This window comes from Mycobacterium sp. 1245499.0 (assembly GCF_001673615.1).
In the GTDB taxonomy this organism is placed as follows: Bacteria; Actinomycetota; Actinomycetes; order Mycobacteriales; family Mycobacteriaceae; genus Mycobacterium; species Mycobacterium europaeum_A.
In genome coordinates this window covers 1-18,131 of record NZ_LZMG01000242.1, presented here as the reverse complement: position 1 = coordinate 18,131, position 18,131 = coordinate 1, and the positions used below count along the sequence as shown (strand labels likewise).

16 protein-coding genes are annotated in these 18,131 nt (G+C 68.9%); 3 read left to right on the top strand and 13 right to left on the bottom strand.

All coding sequences use genetic code 11. From position 1 onward, the window contains the following. A partial coding sequence (locus tag A5646_RS13825) for a nitrilase-related carbon-nitrogen hydrolase (protein ID WP_304441921.1) occupies positions 1 to 994 on the bottom strand: 994 nt, incomplete at its 3' end. A 59-nt stretch (positions 995 to 1,053) separates the two neighbouring features. Between A5646_RS13825 and A5646_RS13820 the strand changes: the two genes are divergently transcribed. Both A5646_RS13820 and A5646_RS13815 read left to right on the top strand, forming a co-directional pair. Further along, entirely contained in the window at positions 1,054 to 1,593 is a 540-nt protein-coding gene (locus A5646_RS13820) for a cysteine hydrolase family protein (RefSeq protein WP_066867070.1), read from the top strand. A 19-nt stretch (positions 1,594 to 1,612) separates the two neighbouring features. Continuing rightward, a complete protein-coding gene (locus tag A5646_RS13815; protein WP_066867135.1) occupies positions 1,613 to 2,461 on the top strand; it encodes an NAD-dependent protein deacetylase in 849 nt (282 codons plus the stop codon). Here the strand turns inward: A5646_RS13815 and A5646_RS13810 are convergent. After that, positions 2,458 to 3,735 (bottom strand): cytochrome P450, encoded by a 1,278-nt coding sequence (locus A5646_RS13810; protein ID WP_067022099.1) that lies wholly within the window; start codon positions 3,733 to 3,735, stop codon positions 2,458 to 2,460. The two genes, A5646_RS13815 and A5646_RS13810, sit on opposite strands and share 4 nt — an antisense overlap. Positions 3,736 to 3,841: 106 nt before the next feature. Between A5646_RS13810 and A5646_RS13805 the strand changes: the two genes are divergently transcribed. Next, complete coding sequence (locus A5646_RS13805; RefSeq protein ID WP_066867067.1) at positions 3,842 to 4,492, top strand: TetR/AcrR family transcriptional regulator; 651 nt, start codon at positions 3,842 to 3,844, stop codon at positions 4,490 to 4,492. Positions 4,493 to 4,578: 86 nt separating this feature from the next. On the opposite strand, the gene proB is transcribed toward A5646_RS13805, so the two are convergent. The 11 genes from proB to A5646_RS13750 all read right to left on the bottom strand — a co-directional run. Further along, positions 4,579 to 5,682: a glutamate 5-kinase gene (proB, locus tag A5646_RS13800; protein ID WP_066867065.1), complete on the bottom strand. Its 1,104-nt coding sequence runs from the start codon at positions 5,680 to 5,682 to the stop codon at positions 4,579 to 4,581. After that, a complete protein-coding gene (gene obgE, locus A5646_RS13795) occupies positions 5,679 to 7,178 on the bottom strand; it encodes a GTPase ObgE (RefSeq protein WP_067022097.1) in 1,500 nt (499 codons plus the stop codon). The genes proB and obgE overlap by 4 nt, the downstream gene beginning before the upstream one ends. A 61-nt stretch (positions 7,179 to 7,239) precedes the next feature. Next, complete coding sequence (rpmA, locus tag A5646_RS13790) at positions 7,240 to 7,506, bottom strand: 50S ribosomal protein L27 (RefSeq protein ID WP_008255217.1); 267 nt, start codon at positions 7,504 to 7,506, stop codon at positions 7,240 to 7,242. 14 nt (positions 7,507 to 7,520) lie between these two features. Further along, the gene (gene rplU, locus A5646_RS13785; RefSeq protein WP_007769829.1) at positions 7,521 to 7,832 is read right to left on the bottom strand and encodes a 50S ribosomal protein L21; all 312 of its coding nucleotides are present in this window, start codon (positions 7,830 to 7,832) and stop codon (positions 7,521 to 7,523) included. Between the two features lie 204 nt (positions 7,833 to 8,036). Then, entirely contained in the window at positions 8,037 to 10,913 is a 2,877-nt protein-coding gene (locus tag A5646_RS13780) for an Rne/Rng family ribonuclease (protein WP_067022095.1), read from the bottom strand. A 345-nt stretch (positions 10,914 to 11,258) separates the two neighbouring features. Then, positions 11,259 to 11,669, bottom strand: coding sequence for a nucleoside-diphosphate kinase (gene ndk / locus A5646_RS13775; RefSeq protein WP_066876069.1), 411 nt, complete (start codon positions 11,667 to 11,669; stop codon positions 11,259 to 11,261). Between the two features lie 74 nt (positions 11,670 to 11,743). Next, entirely contained in the window at positions 11,744 to 12,124 is a 381-nt protein-coding gene (locus tag A5646_RS13770) for a DUF4233 domain-containing protein (RefSeq protein WP_067022094.1), read from the bottom strand. Further along, complete coding sequence (locus A5646_RS13765) at positions 12,121 to 13,572, bottom strand: folylpolyglutamate synthase/dihydrofolate synthase family protein (RefSeq protein WP_067022092.1); 1,452 nt, start codon at positions 13,570 to 13,572, stop codon at positions 12,121 to 12,123. Before A5646_RS13765 ends, A5646_RS13770 begins: the two co-directional genes overlap by 4 nt. A 7-nt stretch (positions 13,573 to 13,579) precedes the next feature. Beyond that, on the bottom strand, positions 13,580 to 16,240 hold the full coding sequence (locus tag A5646_RS13760) for a valine--tRNA ligase (protein WP_067022090.1): 2,661 nt from the start codon (positions 16,238 to 16,240) through the stop codon (positions 13,580 to 13,582). A gap of 63 nt (positions 16,241 to 16,303) precedes the next feature. Continuing rightward, positions 16,304 to 17,560, bottom strand: a complete 1,257-nt coding sequence (locus A5646_RS13755) for a trans-acting enoyl reductase family protein (RefSeq protein WP_066876075.1) — start codon at positions 17,558 to 17,560, stop codon at positions 16,304 to 16,306. A gap of 109 nt (positions 17,561 to 17,669) precedes the next feature. Continuing rightward, on the bottom strand, positions 17,670 to 18,131 hold a 462-nt coding region (locus tag A5646_RS13750; protein ID WP_231998320.1), incomplete at its 5' end, for a transglycosylase family protein.

Sequence of the window (18,131 nt, the reverse complement as noted above, 5' to 3'; positions counted from 1 at the left end):
TACAAGGGACATCGGCCTGCGCCGCGAAATCGAGCGCTTCCCCTTCGTCCCCGCCGGGTGGGTCCAACCGAAATTCGATGTGCCGATAGGCATCCGTGGTCGTCCGGTGGTGGCGCCGGTTGTCATCGAAGGTGCCCATCCGCAGCCGCTCCGAGCGAAGCAGTTCGACGTCGACGTCGGCGATGCTGCGCCGCTCCCCCTTGGGAAAGCGCTCGGAGGAGGCCAGCATCACGCCGTTTTCGAACACCATGGTTTGGCCGTCCCAGGCCAGATCCGTCGTCGATTCGCCTTCTCCGGCAGCCGAATACACGTAGGCGGCCAGGCAACGCGACGAGGCCGACCGGGCCAGCAGGCAGCGGTCCTCGGCGCGCCCGATCGTGATCGGGCTGCCGGACAGGTTGGCCAGCACCGTCGCACCCGCCAGCGCGGCCTCGGCGCTCGGCGGAATCGGCACGAACATGTCCTCGCAAATCTCCACGTGCAGCACGAAGCCGGGCACGTCGGAAGCCGTGAAGAGCAGGTCGGGACCGAACGGCGCCTCGACGCCGGCCAGCCGGATGGTGCCACGCTCGTCATCGCCGGGTGCGATCTGGCGGCGCTCGTAGAACTCCCGATAGGTGGGCAGGTACGACTTCGGGGCCACCCCCAGCACCGCGCCGCGATGGATCACCACCGCGGCGTTGTAGATCCGGTGCCGATGACGCAGCGGGGCACCGACGACCAACACCGGCAGCAGCTCGGCCGACGCCGCGACGATCTCCTCGATGGCCGTCTCGACGTCGTCGAGCAGCAGGTCTTGCAGCAGGATGTCTTCGATGGAATAGCCGGACAGGGTCAGCTCCGGGAACACGGCCAGCGCGACGGCGTCGTCGTGGCACTCCTGCGCCATCCGCAGGACCGTCTCGGCGTTGGCGGCCGGGTCACCGATGGCGGTGTGGTGGGTGCATGCGGCGACGCGGACGAACCCCTGGCTGTAAGCGTTGTAAAAGTCCATCGCCCTTCCATTGTCGTCGCTGGCGTGTCAACTCGCCGCGGCCGGGTATCCCCGACGACATGAGCGACACTGCTGTCCTGGTAGTCGACATGTTGAACACGTATCAGCATCCCGACGCTGAAAATTTAATACCCAATGTCGAGAAGATCATCGAGCCTTTGACCGATTTGGTCCGCCGGGCCCGTGAAACCGACGACGTCGACTTGGTGTACATCAACGACAACTACGGCGATTTCACCGCCCAGTTCTCCGATATCGTCCGGTCCGCATGCGACGGGGCCAGGCCCGATCTGGTGAAGCCGATCCTGCCGGCCGACGAGTGCCGCGTGATGACCAAGGTGCGGCACAGCGCTTTCTACGCGTCACCCCTGGACTACTTGCTCAACCGGCTGGAGACCAAGCGGGTGATCCTGACCGGCCAGGTCACCGAGCAGTGCATTCTCTACACCGCGCTGGACGCCTACGTGCGCCATTTCCCCGTCGTTATCCCCACCGACGCCGTCGCCGGGATCGACAACGAACTGTGTGAGGCCGCCCTGAAGATGATGGAGCAGAACATGTCCGCCGAGCTCACGACGGCCGCGGACTGCCTGGGCTGAGCCTCGTACTCTGGGTGTGGTGACCGTCGGCTGCGCAGAATCCCCGGAACTGGTCACGCTGTTGGCAGGGCGCCGGATCGCGGTGCTGACGGGCGCGGGCCTGTCCACCGATTCGGGCATCCCCGATTACCGCGGGCCCGATTCGCCGCCGAGCAACCCGATGACCATCCGCCAGTTCACCAGCGATCCGGCGTTTCGGCAGCGGTATTGGGCGCGCAACCACGTCGGTTGGCGCCACATGGCCGACACGCTGCCCAACGCGGGCCACCGGGCGCTGGCCGCGCTTGAGGACGCGTCGGTGGTCACAGGTGTAATCACCCAGAACGTCGATCTGCTGCACTCCAAGGCGGGCAGCCGAAACGTCATCAACCTGCACGGCACCTACGCGCGGGTGATCTGCCTGAGCTGCGGCTCCACCATGGCCCGCGCCGCGCTGGCCGACCGGCTGGAAGAGCTCAACCCCGGATTCATCGAGCGCGCCGAGGCCATCGGTGGGCTGGCGGTGGCGCCCGACGCCGACGCCGTCGTCGCGGACACCGCGTCGTTCCGGTATCTGGATTGCGAGCGCTGCGGCGGCATGCTCAAGCCCGACATCGTCTACTTCGGCGAAAGCGTCCCCAAAGACGTTGTGGCCCAAGCGTATAGGTTGGTCGAGGCGGCGGATGCGCTGCTGGTCGCCGGTTCGTCGCTGACCGTGTTCTCCGGCTACCGGTTTGTGCGTCACGCCGCCGCGCTGGGCATCCCGGTGGCCATCGTCAACCGTGGCGGTACCCGCGGCGACGATCTGGCCAGCGTCAAGGTCGATGGCGGCTGCTCTGAGTTGCTGGCCCTGCTCGCCGACGAGTTAGCGCCCCTGGCAACGCATTAGAAGGTGCACGGCATGCTGCGGATGGCGTGCACGAAGTTGCCCGCCAGGTAGGACGGCTCGCCTGCCGCGATGTCGGGCAGTTGACGGAACAGCTCGCCGAAGATGGCGCGCAGCTGCGCGCGCGCGACGTGGGCACCGAGGCAGAAGTGCAGCCCGCCACCGCCGAAGCCGACGTGGGGGTTGGGGTCGCGGCTAAGGTTCAAGCGCTCCGGGTGGTCGAACGCCTCGGTGTCCCAGTTGCCGGACGGGTAGAACATGACCACCTTCTCCCCCGCCCGGATGGCCTGACCGCCCAGCTCGATATCCGTTGCGGCGGTGCGGCGGAAGGTCATCACCGGCGTCGCCCACCGGATGAACTCCTCGATGGCCGTGCCGATTCGGTTGTCGAAATCCTCGAGCAGCCATGCCTTCTCGCGGGGAAAATCGGTGAGCGCCCGCAGGGTATGACTGATGGTCTGACGGGTGGTGTCGTTGCCCGCCACCGACAGCAGGACGAAGAACGCCGCCACCTCCGCGTCTTCCAGCCGGTCGCCGTCGACTTCGGCGGTGACCAGGCTGCTGATCAGGTCGTCACCCGGGTGTTCGCGACGTTCGGTGGCCAGCGTGCCGACGACTTGGTGCAGATACATTTGGTTTTCCAACAGGACCTCCAGCGCCGGGCGTCCGGCGAGGAACTGCGGGTCCGCCCAGGAGACCAGGGCATCGGTGGCGTGCGCCATGCGCTCACGTTCGGATTCCGGAATCCCCATCATGTCCGACAGGGTGCGGATGGGCAGTTCCTTGGCGCAGTGGTCGACGAAATCCGCGCCGCTGCCTGCGGATCGGAGCTCTTCGACGATGGTCTTGGCGTTGGCCTTGATCGAGTCTTCGATGCGGCGGACCTGGCGGGGGCTCAGCGCGGCGTGAGCGAGCTTGCGCAGCTTGGTGTGTCGCGGCGGGTCCATCGCCAGGAACGACTGCGACGCCTCGAGCAGCTCCACCGGGATGCTCTCGAACATCACCCCGTGGCCGGACAGGAAGACGTCGTTGTTGCGGCTCACCGCGACGATGTCGGAGCGCCGGGTGACCGCCCAGAAGCCGGGGTCGGCCGGATCGGGCATCAGCGAATCCTCGACCGGTGGATGCCAGCTCACCGGCCGCTCGGCCCGCAGCACGGCAAAGGAGCGCTCCCGATCGGCCGCGGTGGTGGACCAGAACGCGCGCGAGGACAGATCGATCTCGTCGTAGGCACGGCCGGACTTGTCGGTCCCGGACTTGCCCGTCAGCACGGCCATGGTGGTGATCCTCCGTCTCGTATGACACCGGTCACAGGCTCCCTGCGACGATATGCCTAGACAATCTGTCTAGTCAATATGTCGAGTACTCGGTTATGCTCGGCGCATGCCGTCGCTCACCCGCAAGCCGCAGGGCAACCGCAGCCTGGGCCGCGAGCAGCGGCGCGAGCGGATGGAGCGCCGGCTGCTGGACGCCACCGAACGGCTGATGCGCGACGGCGCGAGCTTCACCGAACTCAGCGTGGATCGGCTCTCCGGTGAGGCCGGCATCTCCCGGGCCAGCTTCTACATCTACTTCGAGGACAAGGGGCATCTGCTGCGCCGGCTTGCGGGCCAGGTATTCGGCGATCTGACCGACGGCGCGCGGAGTTGGTGGAGCGTGGCCGGGCGCCGTGACCCCGAGGACGTGCGGACCGCGATGAGCCGCATCATCGCCACCTACCGGCGCCACCAGGCGGTGCTGGTCGCGCTCAACGAGATGGCCGCCTACGACCCGCTGACGGCGGACACGTATCGCGAACTGCTGACCGGCATCTCCGAGCAGCTCACCCACGTCATCGAAGACGGCCAGGCGGACGGCTCGATCCGCCCGGAGCTGGCCGCGCTCACCACGGCCAGCGCGCTGACGTGGATGGTCGAGCGGGCCTGCCAGCAGAACCTCCCGACCAAGCCCGGCGACTATGACGCCGAACTGGCCGCCACCCTGGCCGAGATCGTCTGGGGCGCACTGTATCTCAAGCCCATCTCGGAGCACTGACCCGACCGCCGCAATTGCGCTAGCACATGCGCTAGTTCGTTCCGGAAGGTCGTCATGGTCCCGAGGCGGTGTCCGCCGGGGACCTCCTACACCGCCACCAAGTCGTCGGCGTGCACCGCGGGCCTGCGCAACTCGCCGGGCAGCTCGGAGGTCGAGCGGCCCATCATGGTGACCAGTTCGGTCGCGTCGTAGGCGACCACACCGCGGGCCACCATCACCCCGTCCGGGTCGCGCAACTCGACCACGTCGCCGGCGTAAAAGCGGCCCGAGACCGCGGTGATCCCGGCGGGCAGCAGCGAGCGACGCTGGCGCACCACCGCGCGCACCGCACCCTCGTCCAGGGTCAGGGCACCGGCAGCCTCGGCGGCGTAACGCACCCAGAACCGCCGGGCCGACATCCGCACCGGGCGTGCCGCGAACACCGTGCCGACCGAAGCGTCAGTGAGCGCGGTCGCGGCGTCGGCGGCGGCTGCCAGCAACACCGGCACACCGGCATCGGCGGCCAGCAGCGCCGACGACATCTTGGAGGTCATGCCGCCGGTGCCCAAATCGCTTCCGGGGCCGGCGATTACACCGATCAGATCCGCGGAGCTGGACACTTCCGCGATGAACCTGGCGCCTTCGGTCTTTCGAGGATCCGCGTCGTAGAGTCCGTCGATGTCGGACAGCAACACCAGCGCCTCGGCGCCGACCAGGTGAGCCACCAGCGCCGAAAGCCGGTCGTTGTCACCGAACCGGATCTCGTTGGTGGCCACCGTGTCGTTCTCGTTGACGATCGCCACCGCATGCAGGGCGCGCAGCCGATCCAGCGTGCGCTGGGCGTTGGTGTGCTGGGCCCGCATCGAGATGTCGTGCGCGCTCAGCAGCACCTGGCCGACCGTGCGGCCATAGCGGGCGAACGCGGCGCTCCACGAATTCACCAGCGCGACCTGACCGACGCTGGCCGCGGCCTGTTTGGTCGCCAAATCCCTTGGCCGACGGGATAATCCGAGCGGCTCGATGCCGGCGGCGATGGCTCCCGACGAGACGATGACGACGTCGGTCCCCGCCTTCATCCGGGCCTCGATCGCGTCGGCGAGCCCGGCCAGCCGGCCCGCGTCGAACACCCCGGCCGGTGTGGTCAGCGCGTTTGTGCCCACCTTGACCACCAGGCTGCGCGCAGTGCGGATGACGTCGCGGTGCGCGGTCACTGCTCCTCACCGCGTACTCTGGTTCTGCGCCGCTCCTCAGCATCGCTGCGCTCTGCATCGTCGCCGGCGCGCCGCTGGCGCCGGGCGGCCTTGCGTTCGGCCGCGCCGACGCGCTCGGTGCGCTCCAGCCTCGTGTCGGTTCCGCGACCGGATAGCGCAACCTGTTGTCCCGCAGGCGTTTGCGGCTCCCAATCGAACGTCATGTCCCCGATGGTCACTGCGCAGCCCGGCCGCGCGCCCAGCCGCAGCAACTCCTCTTCGACGCCGAGGCGCGCCAACCGGTCGGCCAGATATCCCACGGCCTCGTCGTTGTCGAAGTTGGTCTGGCGGATCCAGCGTTCGGGACGTGCGCCGCTGACCACGAAGACGCCGGGCTGCTGGGGATCCGGCTGCACACTGAAGCCGCTGTCGTCGACGGGTACCGGCCGGATCACCGGGCGCCGCGGCACGATCTCGGGCTGGGCCGCCTTATAGTCCGAGATGATCTGCCACAGCCCGAATATCAACGGCTGCAGGCCTTCTCGTGCCACGGTCGACACCAGGAACACCGGCCAGCCGCGCTGGGCGATCTCGTCACGGACAAACTCGGCAAGCTCGCGCGCCTCGGGGACGTCGATCTTGTTGAGCACTACGGCGCGGGGCCGCTCGGTCAGATCACCCAGTGCCGCATCCCCTTGCAGGGTGGGCGTATACGCGGCGAGTTCGGCCTCCAGCGCATCGATGTCGGAGATGGGGTCACGGCCGGGATCCGCGGTGGCGCAGTCGACGACGTGCACCAGCACGGCGCACCGCTCGATGTGGCGGAGGAAATCCAGGCCCAGGCCGCGGCCCTGCGATGCACCCGGGATCAGGCCGGGCACGTCGGCAACGGTGAAGGTGTGTTCGCCCGCCGATACCACCCCGAGGTTGGGCACCAGCGTGGTGAACGGATAGTCGGCGATCTTGGGCTTGGCGGCCGAGATCGTGGACACCAGCGAAGATTTGCCGGCCGAGGGAAAACCGATCAGGCCGGCGTCGGCCACGGTCTTGAGTTCCAGCGTCAGGTCGCGGGTCTGGCCCTGCTCGCCCAGCAGCGCAAAGCCGGGAGCCTTGCGGGCCCGCGAGGCGAGTGCGGCGTTGCCCAGCCCGCCGCGTCCACCCGCGGCCGCTTCGAACCGGGTGCCCGCGCCGACCAGGTCGGCGAGCAGCCGACCGTTTTCGTCGAGGACGACGGTGCCGTCGGGCACTTTGACTTCCAGGTCGGCGCCGGCGGCGCCGTCGCGATTGTTGCCCATGCCCTGCTTGCCCGACGGGGCGGTGACGTGGGGGTGGAAATGGAAGTCGAGCAGGGTGTGCACCTGCGGATCGACGACGAACACGATGCTGCCGCCGCGCCCGCCGTTACCGCCGTCGGGGCCTCCGAGCGGCTTGAACTTCTCGCGATGGACGGAGGCGCATCCGTTACCGCCGGCACCGGCACGCGCATGGATGACGACGCGGTCGACGAACCGAGGCATCGTGGGTCCTCTCACCTACCACCGGTCGCCGAAATCACCGGGCTGGGCCCGGAAACACACCTCAGTCGGTGGCTTGCCCGGCGGCCACGATGTTGACGGTCTTGCGGCCGCGCTTGATGCCGAACTCGACGGCGCCGGCCTCCTTGGCGAACAACGTGTCGTCCCCGCCACGCCCGACGCCCACGCCCGGGTGGAACTTGGTGCCGCGCTGCCGGACGATGATCTCGCCCGCCTTGACGACCTGGCCGCCGAATCGCTTCACGCCCAGCCGCTGCGCGGCGGAATCGCGACCGTTGCGCGAGCTGGAAGCGCCCTTCTTGTGTGCCATCTCTGCCGCCTTCGCTACTTGATCCCGGTGACCTTCAGGACCGTCAGCTGCTGACGGTGTCCCTGACGCTTGTGGTAGCCGGTCTTGTTCCTGAACTTGTGGATGCGGATCTTGGGACCCTTGGTGTGCTCGAGCACCTCGCCGGTCACCGCGACCTTGGCCAGCGCGGCCGCGTCGGTGGTCACCTTGGCGCCGTCCACCACCAGGGCAACCGGCAGCGACACGTTCGAGCCGGGCTCGGATTCGAGCTTCTCGACCTTGACGACGTCCCCGACGGCGACCTTGTACTGCTTGCCGCCCGTCTTCACGATTGCGTAGGTCGCCATCGTCGTTCTGCTCCTTCTTCTAGCCGCTGCTCTGCGCGTCGCGCGCCAACCAGCCGCGGTGCACGTGGTGGGTCTGGGTGCGGGCCTGCGCCGATTACCCGGGAGTCCCGCTGCCGCCGGCCGAAGTTTTCCTCGTCCGGCCTGACGACAACTGTCCAAGGGTACGTGACCAGCGGCTACAGGGTCAAACCGGGCATGACCAGCTCAGTCCGCGTGGATCGGCGGGCCGGCCGGCCGGCCCGCAGCGCGCCTGCGTCGGGGCCGAGCCGGTCCGGCCTGTTCGGCCCCACCGGAGAACTGGCCGGCGTCGGTGTCGTCGGAATCGTCGTCCTCGGTGTCCAGGTCCTCGTCGTCGTCGTCGAGCTCGAGATCCTCGTCGTCGTCGCCGAGGTCCTCTTCGTCGTCGATGTCCTCGTCGTCGTCGAGGTCGTCGTCGTCCGAGTCCTCGTCGTCGGTGTCTTCGTCGTCCTCGTCGTCCGAGTCCTCGTCCTCGGTGTCCTCGTCGTCGGTGTCCTCGTCGTCGGTGTCCTCGTCGTCGGTGTCCTCGTCGAAGTCCTCTTGGTCGGTGTCCTCGACGCCGCGCGCCGCCTTCTTCTGCTCCAGCTCGTCGGTGGCTTCAGTGGCCTCGTCGGAGTCGTCCTCGGAGTCGCCCTGCGTCGAGGAGCCGGCGGCCATCGCCTTGAACATCGGATGCTCGCCCGGAGCGTGGGCGGGCACCTTGGCCACCACCTGCTCTTCGGCCTTGTTCTTCTTGCGCCTGCCCCGGCGGCCGCCGCCACCGGATTCGGACTTGCGCCCGTTCGACGAGGCCGAGTCCACCGGGTCGGCGTGCAGCAGGATCCCGCGGCCACCGCAATTCGGACACGACGTCGAGAAGGCCTCGATCAGGCCGGTGCCCAACCGCTTGCGGGTCAGCTGGACCAGGCCGAGCGACGTCACCTCGGACACCTGATGGCGGGTGCGGTCGCGGGCCAGCGCCTCGGTCAGCCGGCGCAGCACCAGGTCGCGGTTGGACTCGAGCACCATGTCGATGAAGTCGATGACCACGATGCCGCCGATGTCGCGCAGCCGCAGCTGGCGCACGATCTCCTCGGCCGCCTCGAGGTTGTTCTTGGTGACCGTCTGCTCGAGGTTGCCGCCGGACCCGGTGAACTTGCCGGTGTTGACGTCGACCACCGTCATGGCCTCGGTCCGGTCGATCACCAGCGTGCCGCCCGAGGGCAGCCACACCTTGCGTTCCATCGCCTTGGCGAGTTGCTCGTCGATGCGGTGCACCGCGAACACATCGGGACCGTTCTCGGCGGTTTCGTATTTGTTCAGCTTCGAAACCAGGTCGGGCGCAACCGAATTCACGTAATCGTTGATGGTGGTCCAGGCTTCTTCACCGGACACGATGAGGCCGGCAAAGTCCTCGTTGAACAAGTCGCGGATGACCTTGACCAGCACGTCGGGCTCTTCGTAGAGCGCCACCGCGGCGCCGGCGGCCTTCTCCTTGATCTCAATGGCCTTGGCCTCGATCTGTTGCCAGCGCTCCTGCAGGCGGGTGACGTCGCTGCGGATGTCCTCTTCTTTGACGCCCTCGGACGCCGTGCGAATGATCACACCCGCGTCGGACGGCACCACTTCGCGCAGGATCTCTTTGAGCCGCTGACGTTCGGTGTCGGGCAGCTTGCGGCTGATCCCGGTCGACGACGCCCCCGGCACGTAGACCAGGTAGCGGCCCGCCAGTGACACCTGCGTGGTCAGCCGCGCGCCCTTGTGTCCGACCGGGTCCTTGCTGACCTGGACGACGACGTAGTCGCCCGGTTTGAGCGCCTGTTCGATCTTGCGGTCGGATCCGCCGAGCCCGGCGGCTTCCCAGTTGACCTCACCGGCATAGAGCACACCGTTGCGGCCGCGGCCGATGTCGACGAACGCCGCCTCCATCGACGGCAGCACGTTCTGGACGATGCCCAGGTAGATGTTGCCCACCAGCGAGGCCGACGCGGCCGACGTGACGAAGTGCTCGACGACGATGCCGTCCTCGAGCACCGCGATCTGGGTGTAGCGCGAGCCCTGGTGCGGCGGCTCGGTGCGGACCCGGTCGCGCACGACCATCATCCGCTCGACGGCCTCGCGGCGGGCCAGGAATTCGGCCTCGGTCAACACCGGGGGGCGGCGCCGTCCGGCATCGCGGCCGTCCCGGCGCCGCTGCCGCTTGGCTTCTAGCCGCGTCGAGCCGTTGATGCCCTTGATCTCGTTGTTGGCGCTGGCGGAGTCGTCTCCGCCGCCGCCCTTGCCGTTGCGGGGCGGGCGCTCGTGCACCACGGTGTTCGGCGGATCGTCGGGCGACGAGCCCTCGTCGTTGTCGTCGCCGGATCCGGATTTGCGGCGGCGGCGCCGGCGGCGGCGCCGATTGCCGCCATCCGCCGAGCCGTCGTCACCGTTGTCGGAGTCGTCGGAATCGTCCGAGTCGTCGGTGTCCTGGCCGTCGGAGTCCTCGGCGTCGCCGGAGTCGGGTTGGCCGCCCTTCCTACCCCGCGGTTGGCCCTCGTCGTCGTCGCCGTCGTCGCCCTGGCCGTCGGGTCCGCCCTGCTCACCGCGTCCGCGACCGCGACCGCGGCGGCCGCGGCGGCGCCGCTTGTTCGACGGCCGGTCAGCCTGCTCGTCATCGTCGGAGTCGGCGTCATCCGAGTCGTCGCCATCGTCGTCGCTGCCGGCGTCGTCCTCGCGGGCGTCGATCGGCTGGGGTGCGACGAACAACGGCATGTAATGCGGCCGCTCGGCGGCGGTGTCGGGGGTCTCGAGCAGCAGCCGGGATTCGGGCTCCTCGGCTGCGGCCGCCGGCGCGGGGTCCGCATCTTCCGGGGTTCCGGCGGGCTGTGCGGCCGCCAGCAAGTCTCGCACCCGCACCGCGTCGTCGCGGTCCACGGTGGAATGCGCGCTGCGGATGCGCCCGTCGAGCTCGCTGAGCGCGTCCAGCACCCGCTTGCTGGTGGTTCCCAACGTTCGGGCCAGCGAATGAACTCTCAGGCGGTCCGGCAGTTCCTGCGGCCGAGTCGATTCTTCTGATGGGTCTGCAGTCGGTGCACCGTCTACCACGTATTCTCCTCAAGCCCCCGGGCGCGTCGTTGCGACGCGGCCACGCGAGGGCTTCGCTATGGGCCCGGGTCACTTCTCCCGGACTTGTGATGGTCTCGCCCCGAGCGGCCCAGGATCGCAGACCCACTCGGCGCCGTGCTGAATGACGGCCTGACATGCAGCGAACCAAGGCGACGGGGCTATTGGTCGCGCTTGTCTAAGTCTTCATTCGGGTGTCTGTCGCCGGTCCGGCGACGTTCACCCGAGACCAGTATCCCACATCACGTGGCGGTCCCAGCCACACCTGAGCCAGCCCGCGCCAGCAAAGTCGCTGCGGACCGCGCCGCGGCGGCCATCGCCGCAGCTCTACGCGTTGGGAAACCAGAGCGCGATTTCCCGCTTCGCGGATTCGGTGGAATCCGACCCGTGCACCAGATTGAGCTGCGTCTCGAGCCCGAAGTCGCCGCGGATGGTGCCGGGAATCGCCTTTTCCACCGGGTCGGTCCCGCCCGCGAGCTGCCGAAACGCGGCGATCGCGCGGGGCCCCTCCACGATGGCCGCCACCACCGGTCCGGAGGTGATGAACTCCAGCAGCGAGTCGAAGAACGGCTTGCCCTCGTGCTCCGCGTAGTGCTGGGCGGCAAGGTCGCGGCTGACCGCCCGGAGCTCCAGCGCGGTGATGGAGAGGCCTTTGCGCTCGATGCGGCCGATGATCTCCCCCACCAGGTGCCGCTGGACGCCATCGGGCTTGATCAGTACCAATGTCCGTTCGGTCACGGCGGACAGCGTACATAACCGGGCGGCGAAGAGTCGGGCGACGGCGGTCGGGAGGTCATCGCCGACCCGCGCCGCTAGCCCTGGCGGCGCCGGACCTCGGCCCGGAAGTAGGCGATCAGGGCCCACAGCCCGGTGAACAGCACGCCGATGAACCCCACCCCCGGATAGACCGCGAAGCCGGCCAGCAGGATCACCTGGACCCCCAGGTTGGCCCAGATCGCCCAGGGTTTGCGCTGCACGCCGGCCATCAGGATCAGCAGCACGGCCAGCCCGATCAGGTAGCTCAGCGACACCGTCGTCAGGCCGCCGCCGACCGCACCCACCACCGGGATCGCCAGCAACACCACGATCGCTTCCAGGATCAGCGTCAACGCCATCACCGCGCCAAAGCTCCGCCACGGGTCGGCCTGCGGCGCCGGGGCCTGCTCGTCGGGGTTCTCGGGGACGTCGGTCATTGCGGATCACGACCGAACAGGGTCCGGGCCGCCCCGGCGGTGACGACCGAGCCGGTGATGACGATGCCGGTACCGGAGAACGCTTCGGCCGGCCCGTCGGTCGCGGCGTCATCCACCAGCGCGGTCGCGACGTCGATGGCGTCGCGCAGGTTCTCGGCGGTGCTCACGCGGTCGGGCCCGAACCGCTCGCGCGCGGCCAGGGCCAGCGATTCGACATCGAGTGCCCGCGGGGATCCGTTGTGCGTGATCACGACGGCGTCGAACACCGGCTGCAGGGCGGCGAGAATGCCGTCGACGTCCTTATCGGCGAGCACGCTGAGCACCCCGACGAGATAGCGGAAGTCGAACTCGTCGGCCAGGGTCTGCGCCAGCGCGGCCGCGCCGGCGGGATTGTGCGCGGCGTCGATGAATACCGTTGGGGCGCTGCGCATCCGCTCGAGCCGGCCGGGGCTGGCGACCGCGGCGAAACCGGCGCGAACCGCGTCGACGTCGAGCTGGCGCTGCGCACCGGCGCCGAAAAACGCCTCGACAGCCGCGAGGGCCAGCACGGCGTTGTGCGCCTGGTGTTCGCCGTGCAGCGGCAGATAGACATCCGAATACACCCCGCCGAGGCCCTGCAGCTGCAGCACCTGCCCGCCGATCGCCACCTGACGGCCCAGCACCGCGAACTCCGAATCCTCGCGGGCCACCGCGGCGTCGGCCTGCACGGTTCGGTCCAACAACACTTCCATCGCCTCGGGCGCCTGACGCGCGATGACGGCCACGGTATCGGGCGCTCCCTCGGGCGCGCGGGTGATGATGCCGGCTTTCTCCCCCGCGATGCCGGCGAGGTCGTCGCCCAGGTATTCGACGTGGTCGATGGAGACCGGGGTGATGACGGCGACCGGGGCGTTGATCACGTTGGTGGCGTCCCAGCGGCCGCCCATCCCCACCTCGACGACCGCGACGTCGACGGGGGCGTCGGCGAATGCGGCGAACGCCATCGCGGTCAACACCTCGAACTTGCTCATCGCCGGCCCACCGTCGGCCTGCGACTGCGCATCGACCATCTGCACGAACGGCTCGATCTCGCGATAGGTCGCCACGTACTGGGCCGGGCTGATCGGCTTGGAGTCGATCGAGATGCGTTCGACCGCCGATTGCAGGTGCGGGCTGGTGGTGCGCCCGGTGCGCCGGTGCAGCGCGGTGATCAGCGCGTCGATCATCCGGGCCACCGAGGTCTTGCCGTTGGTGCCCGCCACGTGGATCGACGGGTAGGCCAGCTGCGGGGAGCCCAGCAGGTCCAGCAACGCGCTGATCCGGGTCAGGCTGGGCTCGAGCTTGGTCTCCGGCCAGCGCTGGTCCAGCAGGTGTTCGACCTGTAACAGCGACGCGATCTCGTCGGGGGTGGGGACCGGGTCGGGAAGCTCGGTGGGAACCTCGTCCTGCGGCCACTCGGGCTCGGTCATCGAACGCTCACTGCAGCCCGGCTAGCCGCGCGTTGATCCGCTCGGTCTCCTCCTGGGCCAGGCGCTGACGGTCCCGGATCTTGTCGACGACGTGTTGCGGCGCCTTGCCCAGGAAGTCCTCGTTGGCCAGTTTGGCGGTGGTCGACGCGAGCTCCTTGTGCGCCGCGGCCAGGTCCTTTTCCAGGCGGCGACGTTCGGCGGCGACGTCGATGGTGCCCGAGGTGTCGAGCTCGACGACGACGGTCCCGCGGCGCAGCCGGACCTCCACCGACGCCGACGGTTGGAACTGCGGGCCCGCTGCGGTGAGCCACGCCAGCGAGGTCACCGCGCTCACCTGGGTGCCCAGATCGGATTCGTCGACGCCGGCCATCCGGGCCGGCACCTTCTGCCGGTCCGCCAGCCCTTGGTCGCTGCGGAACCGGCGCACCTCGGTCACCAGCTTTTGCATGTCGGTAATCCGCTGCGCGGCAACCTGATCCAGGCCGATACCGGACGGCTGCGGCCAGTCGGCGATCACCAGCGACTCGTGTTCGGCCTCGTCACCGGTGAGGGCCTGCCACAGGGCCTCGGTGATGAAAGGGATCACCGGGTGCAGCAACCGCAGCAGGGTGTCCAGCGTCGCCGCCAGCACGGCCGTGGTGTGCGTGATCCCTTCGGCCAGTTGGGTTTTGGCCAATTCCACGTACCAGTCGCAGAATTCGTCCCACGCGAAGTGGTAGAGCGCCTCGCAGGCGCGACTGAACTCGTAGCTGTCGAACGCCGAATCAACTTCCGCGCGAACCTCTTCCAGCCGGCCGAGGATCCAGCGGTCGGCGTCGGTGAGTTCGGCCGGCGGCGGCAGCGGGGCCAGCTTGGCGCCGTTGAGCAGTGCGTAGCGGGTGGCGTTGAACATCTTGGTACAGAAGTTGCGCGACGCCCGGACGTGATCTTCGCCGACCGCGAGGTCACCGCCGGGGCTGGCGCCGCGCGCCAGCGTGAACCGCAGCGCGTCGGCGCCGAACGCGTCCACCCAGTCCAGCGGATCGATGACGTTGCCCTTGGACTTGCTCATCTTGCGGCCGGACTCGTCGCGGATCAGCCCGTGCAGGAAGACATCGGTGAACGGCACCTGCGGGCCGCGGCGGCCGCCCAGGGTGATGGCCTCGTCGTCGCCGACGAAGGTGCCGAACATCATCATCCTGGCCACCCAGAAGAACAAGATGTCGTAACCGGTGACCAGAACGCTTGTGGGATAGAACTTCTCGAGCTCCGGGGTCTTGTCCGGCCAGCCCAACGTGGAGAACGGCCACAGCCCCGAGGAGAACCAGGTGTCCAGCACGTCGGGGTCCTGCTCCCAACCCTCCGGCGGGGTCTCGTCGGGACCAACACAACGCTGTTCGCCGTTGGGGCCGTACCAGATCGGAATGCGGTGACCCCACCACAGCTGACGCGAAATGCACCAGTCGTGCATGTCGTCGACCCAGGCGAACCACCGCGGCTCCAGGCTGGCGGGGTGAATCACGGTGTCGCCGTTGCGCACCGCGTCGCCGGCGGCCTTAGCGAGCGATTCCACCCGGACCCACCACTGCAGCGACAGCCGCGGTTCGATCGGCTCGCCGCTGCGCTCGGAGTGTCCGACGCTGTGCAGGTAGGGCCGCTTCTCCTCGGTGATCCGGCCCTGCGCCGCCAGCGCCTCGCGCACCGCGACCCTGGCCTGGAATCGGTCCATGCCGTCGAATTGCGTTCCGGTGCCGGTGATTCGGCCCTTGGTGTCCATGATCGAGATCATCGGCAGCTCATGGCGCAGTCCGATCTCGAAGTCATTGGGGTCGTGCGCGGGAGTGACTTTGACTGCGCCGGTACCGAATTCGGGATCCACGTGTTCGTCGGCCACCACCACGAGCTGACGGTCCACGAACGGGTGCGGCAGGTTGGTGCCGACCAGATGCCGGTAGCGCTCGTCGTCGGGATGCACCGCGATCGCGGTATCGCCGAGCATCGTTTCCATCCGGGTGGTGGCCACCACGATGTGTGGCTGCGAGTCGTCCATCGATCCGTACCGGAACGACACCAGCTCGCCTTCCACCTCCTGGTAGTCGACCTCGATGTCCGAGATGGCCGTCTGCAGCACCGGCGACCAGTTGACCAGCCGTTCGGCCCGATAGATCAGCCCGGCGTCGTAGAGGCGCTTGAAGATCGCCCGGACCGCTCGGGACAGCCCCTCGTCCATGGTGAACCGGTCGCGGCTCCAGTCCACGCCGTCGCCGAGCCGGCGCATCTGGGCACCGATGGCGCCGCCGGACTCCCGCTTCCAGTCCCAGACCTTCTCGATGAACAGCTCTCGGCCGAAGTCCTCTTTGGTCTTGCCGTCGATTGCGAGTTGCTTTTCGACCACGCTCTGCGTCGCGATGCCGGCATGATCCATGCCCGGCTGCCACAGCACCTCGTAGCCCTGCATTCGCTTGCGCCGCGTCAGGGCGTCCATCATGGTGTGCTCGAGCGCGTGGCCCATGTGCAGGCTGCCGGTCACGTTCGGCGGGGGCAGCACGATCGAATACCCGGGCTTGGCGCTGTTCGGGTCCGCCGCGAAGTAACCCGCGCCCACCCACTTCTGATAGATCGCGCTTTCGGCCGCAGCTGGGTCCCACGACTTGGGCAGGTCGGTGGCGGGGCTGCGGCTGGCGGTCACCCGTCAATTCTAGGGAGCGGTGTTTACCCACGTGTAAGCGCCCAAAATGCGTGACCCGGGTCACTAGGCCAGCCGCTCTACCTCCAATGTGACGCCCGCGGCCGGGAAACGGTCCAGCAGTGCGTCGCCCATCGCTGCCGCGGGCGTGAGGACGCCGTGCAGGTCGGGGAGCTTGTCGCGGTCCAGCGCCAGCGCGAGGCCGCACTCCCCCAACAACACCGACGTCGCCTTGTAGCCCGGGTCGCCGCGCTGCTCCATGCGGGCCACAAACCGGGCGCCGGTGGTCGTGGTGGTGAACGTCTCGATCCGGTAGTAGCCGCGTTCCCGGGCCTTCTCGCTCGGGCCGGTGCCGGGCTTGGGCACGATGCGCTCCACCAGCCGGCGCGGCAACAACCGGAAGTAGCGGCTGCCCAGTCCGAAGGTGGCGGCACCCACCCCGCCCACCACAGCGGACGCCACCGGGGCCAGCGGCGACGAGCCAAGGCTCATGCTTTCGCTGTAACGCAACTGGCGGCCGTAGGCCCAGTCCAGCAAGGCGTTGCTGCGCCGCACGATTCGGGTGTTGTACGGCGCCATCAGGAAACCCGCCGTCCACAGGCCGCTCAGCTCCGGCGCGATCCGGCCACCGCGGCGCAGGGGCAGATCGGGCTGGGGGCCGATCTCGGGTTCGGCGCTGCGGTCGGTGGTCAGGGTGTACGGATCGGCGAGTCGGCGGCGGGCGTCGGGATCGCGCGAGGCGGTGTCCAGCACTTCCAACATCGAGGCGACGGTGCCCCCGGATATGCCGCCCGAGAAGGAGCGGACCACCAGGTCGGTGTCGACGAGTTCTCCCGCGCCGCCGTCGCGCGCGGCCCGGTAGAGCGCGTACACGCTGAGGTCCGAAGGGACGGAATCGAATCCGCACGCGTGCACGATGCGCGCGCCGGTATCCGCGGCCTGCTTGTGATACAGGTCGATGCTGTCGCGGACGAACATCGCCTCGCCGGTCAGGTCGGCGTAGTCGGTGCCGGCGGCGGCGCAGGCGGCCACCAGCGGCAACCCATAGCGGGTGTAGGGCCCGACCGTGGTGATGACGACCTGGGTGCGGGCCGCCATCTCATCGAGCGTCGAGGGCGAGGAAGCGTCGGCGTTCACAATGGGCCACGACTGCGCCGCTTCGCCCAACGTGTCGCGGATGGCGCGTAGGCGGTCGGCCGACCTGCCGGCCAGTGCTATCCGCTTGTCCGGCGCCGAGCCGGCCAGGTATTCGGCGGTGAGTTTCCCGACGAAGCCCGTCGCCCCATACAGCACAATGTCGAATTCGCGCGGCGTTGCGGTCACGGGCCCGACGCTACCCGACGCTGGGGCCCCAACCGCTGGAGCTAAGAAGTGCCAGGCCACCGGGCCCGGCACTTCTTATATGTATGTCAGCCGTCGCGTGGGTGTCGGCTCAGCCGCGGCGTCCGCAGACCGGCCAAGCGCCGATGCCCTGCGAGTGCAGCACGTTCTCGGCCACCCGGATCTGCTCCTCGCGGCTCGCGCCGGACGGGGAGCCACTGCCGCCGTTGGCGTGCCAGGTGCTCGGGGTGAACTGCAGTCCACCGGAGAAGCCGTTACCGGTGCTGATGCCCCAGTTGCCACCCGACTCGCACTGCGCGATGGCATCCCAGTTCACGCTGTAGGCGCGGTGGGCAGGAGGCGGCGGGACATCCGGGCCGGGCGGCGGAGCGTCGGGAGCCGGCGGCGGCGGAGCGTCGGGAGCCGGCGGCGGCGGAGCGTCCGGAGCCGGCGGCGGCGGAGCATCGGGAGCCGGCGGCGGCGGAGCGTCCGGAGCCGGCGGCGGCGGAGCGTCCGGAGCCGGCGGCGGCGGAGCGTCCGGAGCCGGCGGCGGCGGAGCGTCTGGGGCGGGGGG

Excerpts from the sequence above, each read along its gene's own strand:
- A5646_RS13820 (WP_066867070.1), top strand. The coding sequence starts at position 1,054 with ATGAGCGACACTGCTGTCCTGGTAGTCGACATGTTGAACACGTATCAG.
- A5646_RS13810 (WP_067022099.1), bottom strand. The coding sequence starts at position 3,735 with ATGGCCGTGCTGACGGGCAAGTCCGGGACCGACAAGTCCGGCCGTGCC.
- A5646_RS13805 (WP_066867067.1), top strand. The coding sequence starts at position 3,842 with ATGCCGTCGCTCACCCGCAAGCCGCAGGGCAACCGCAGCCTGGGCCGC.
- obgE (WP_067022097.1), bottom strand. The coding sequence starts at position 7,178 with ATGCCTCGGTTCGTCGACCGCGTCGTCATCCATGCGCGTGCCGGTGCC.
- rpmA (WP_008255217.1), bottom strand. The coding sequence starts at position 7,506 with ATGGCACACAAGAAGGGCGCTTCCAGCTCGCGCAACGGTCGCGATTCC.
- rplU (WP_007769829.1), bottom strand. The coding sequence starts at position 7,832 with ATGGCGACCTACGCAATCGTGAAGACGGGCGGCAAGCAGTACAAGGTC.
- A5646_RS13770 (WP_067022094.1), bottom strand. The coding sequence starts at position 12,124 with ATGACCGACGTCCCCGAGAACCCCGACGAGCAGGCCCCGGCGCCGCAG.
- A5646_RS13765 (WP_067022092.1), bottom strand. The coding sequence starts at position 13,572 with ATGACCGAGCCCGAGTGGCCGCAGGACGAGGTTCCCACCGAGCTTCCC.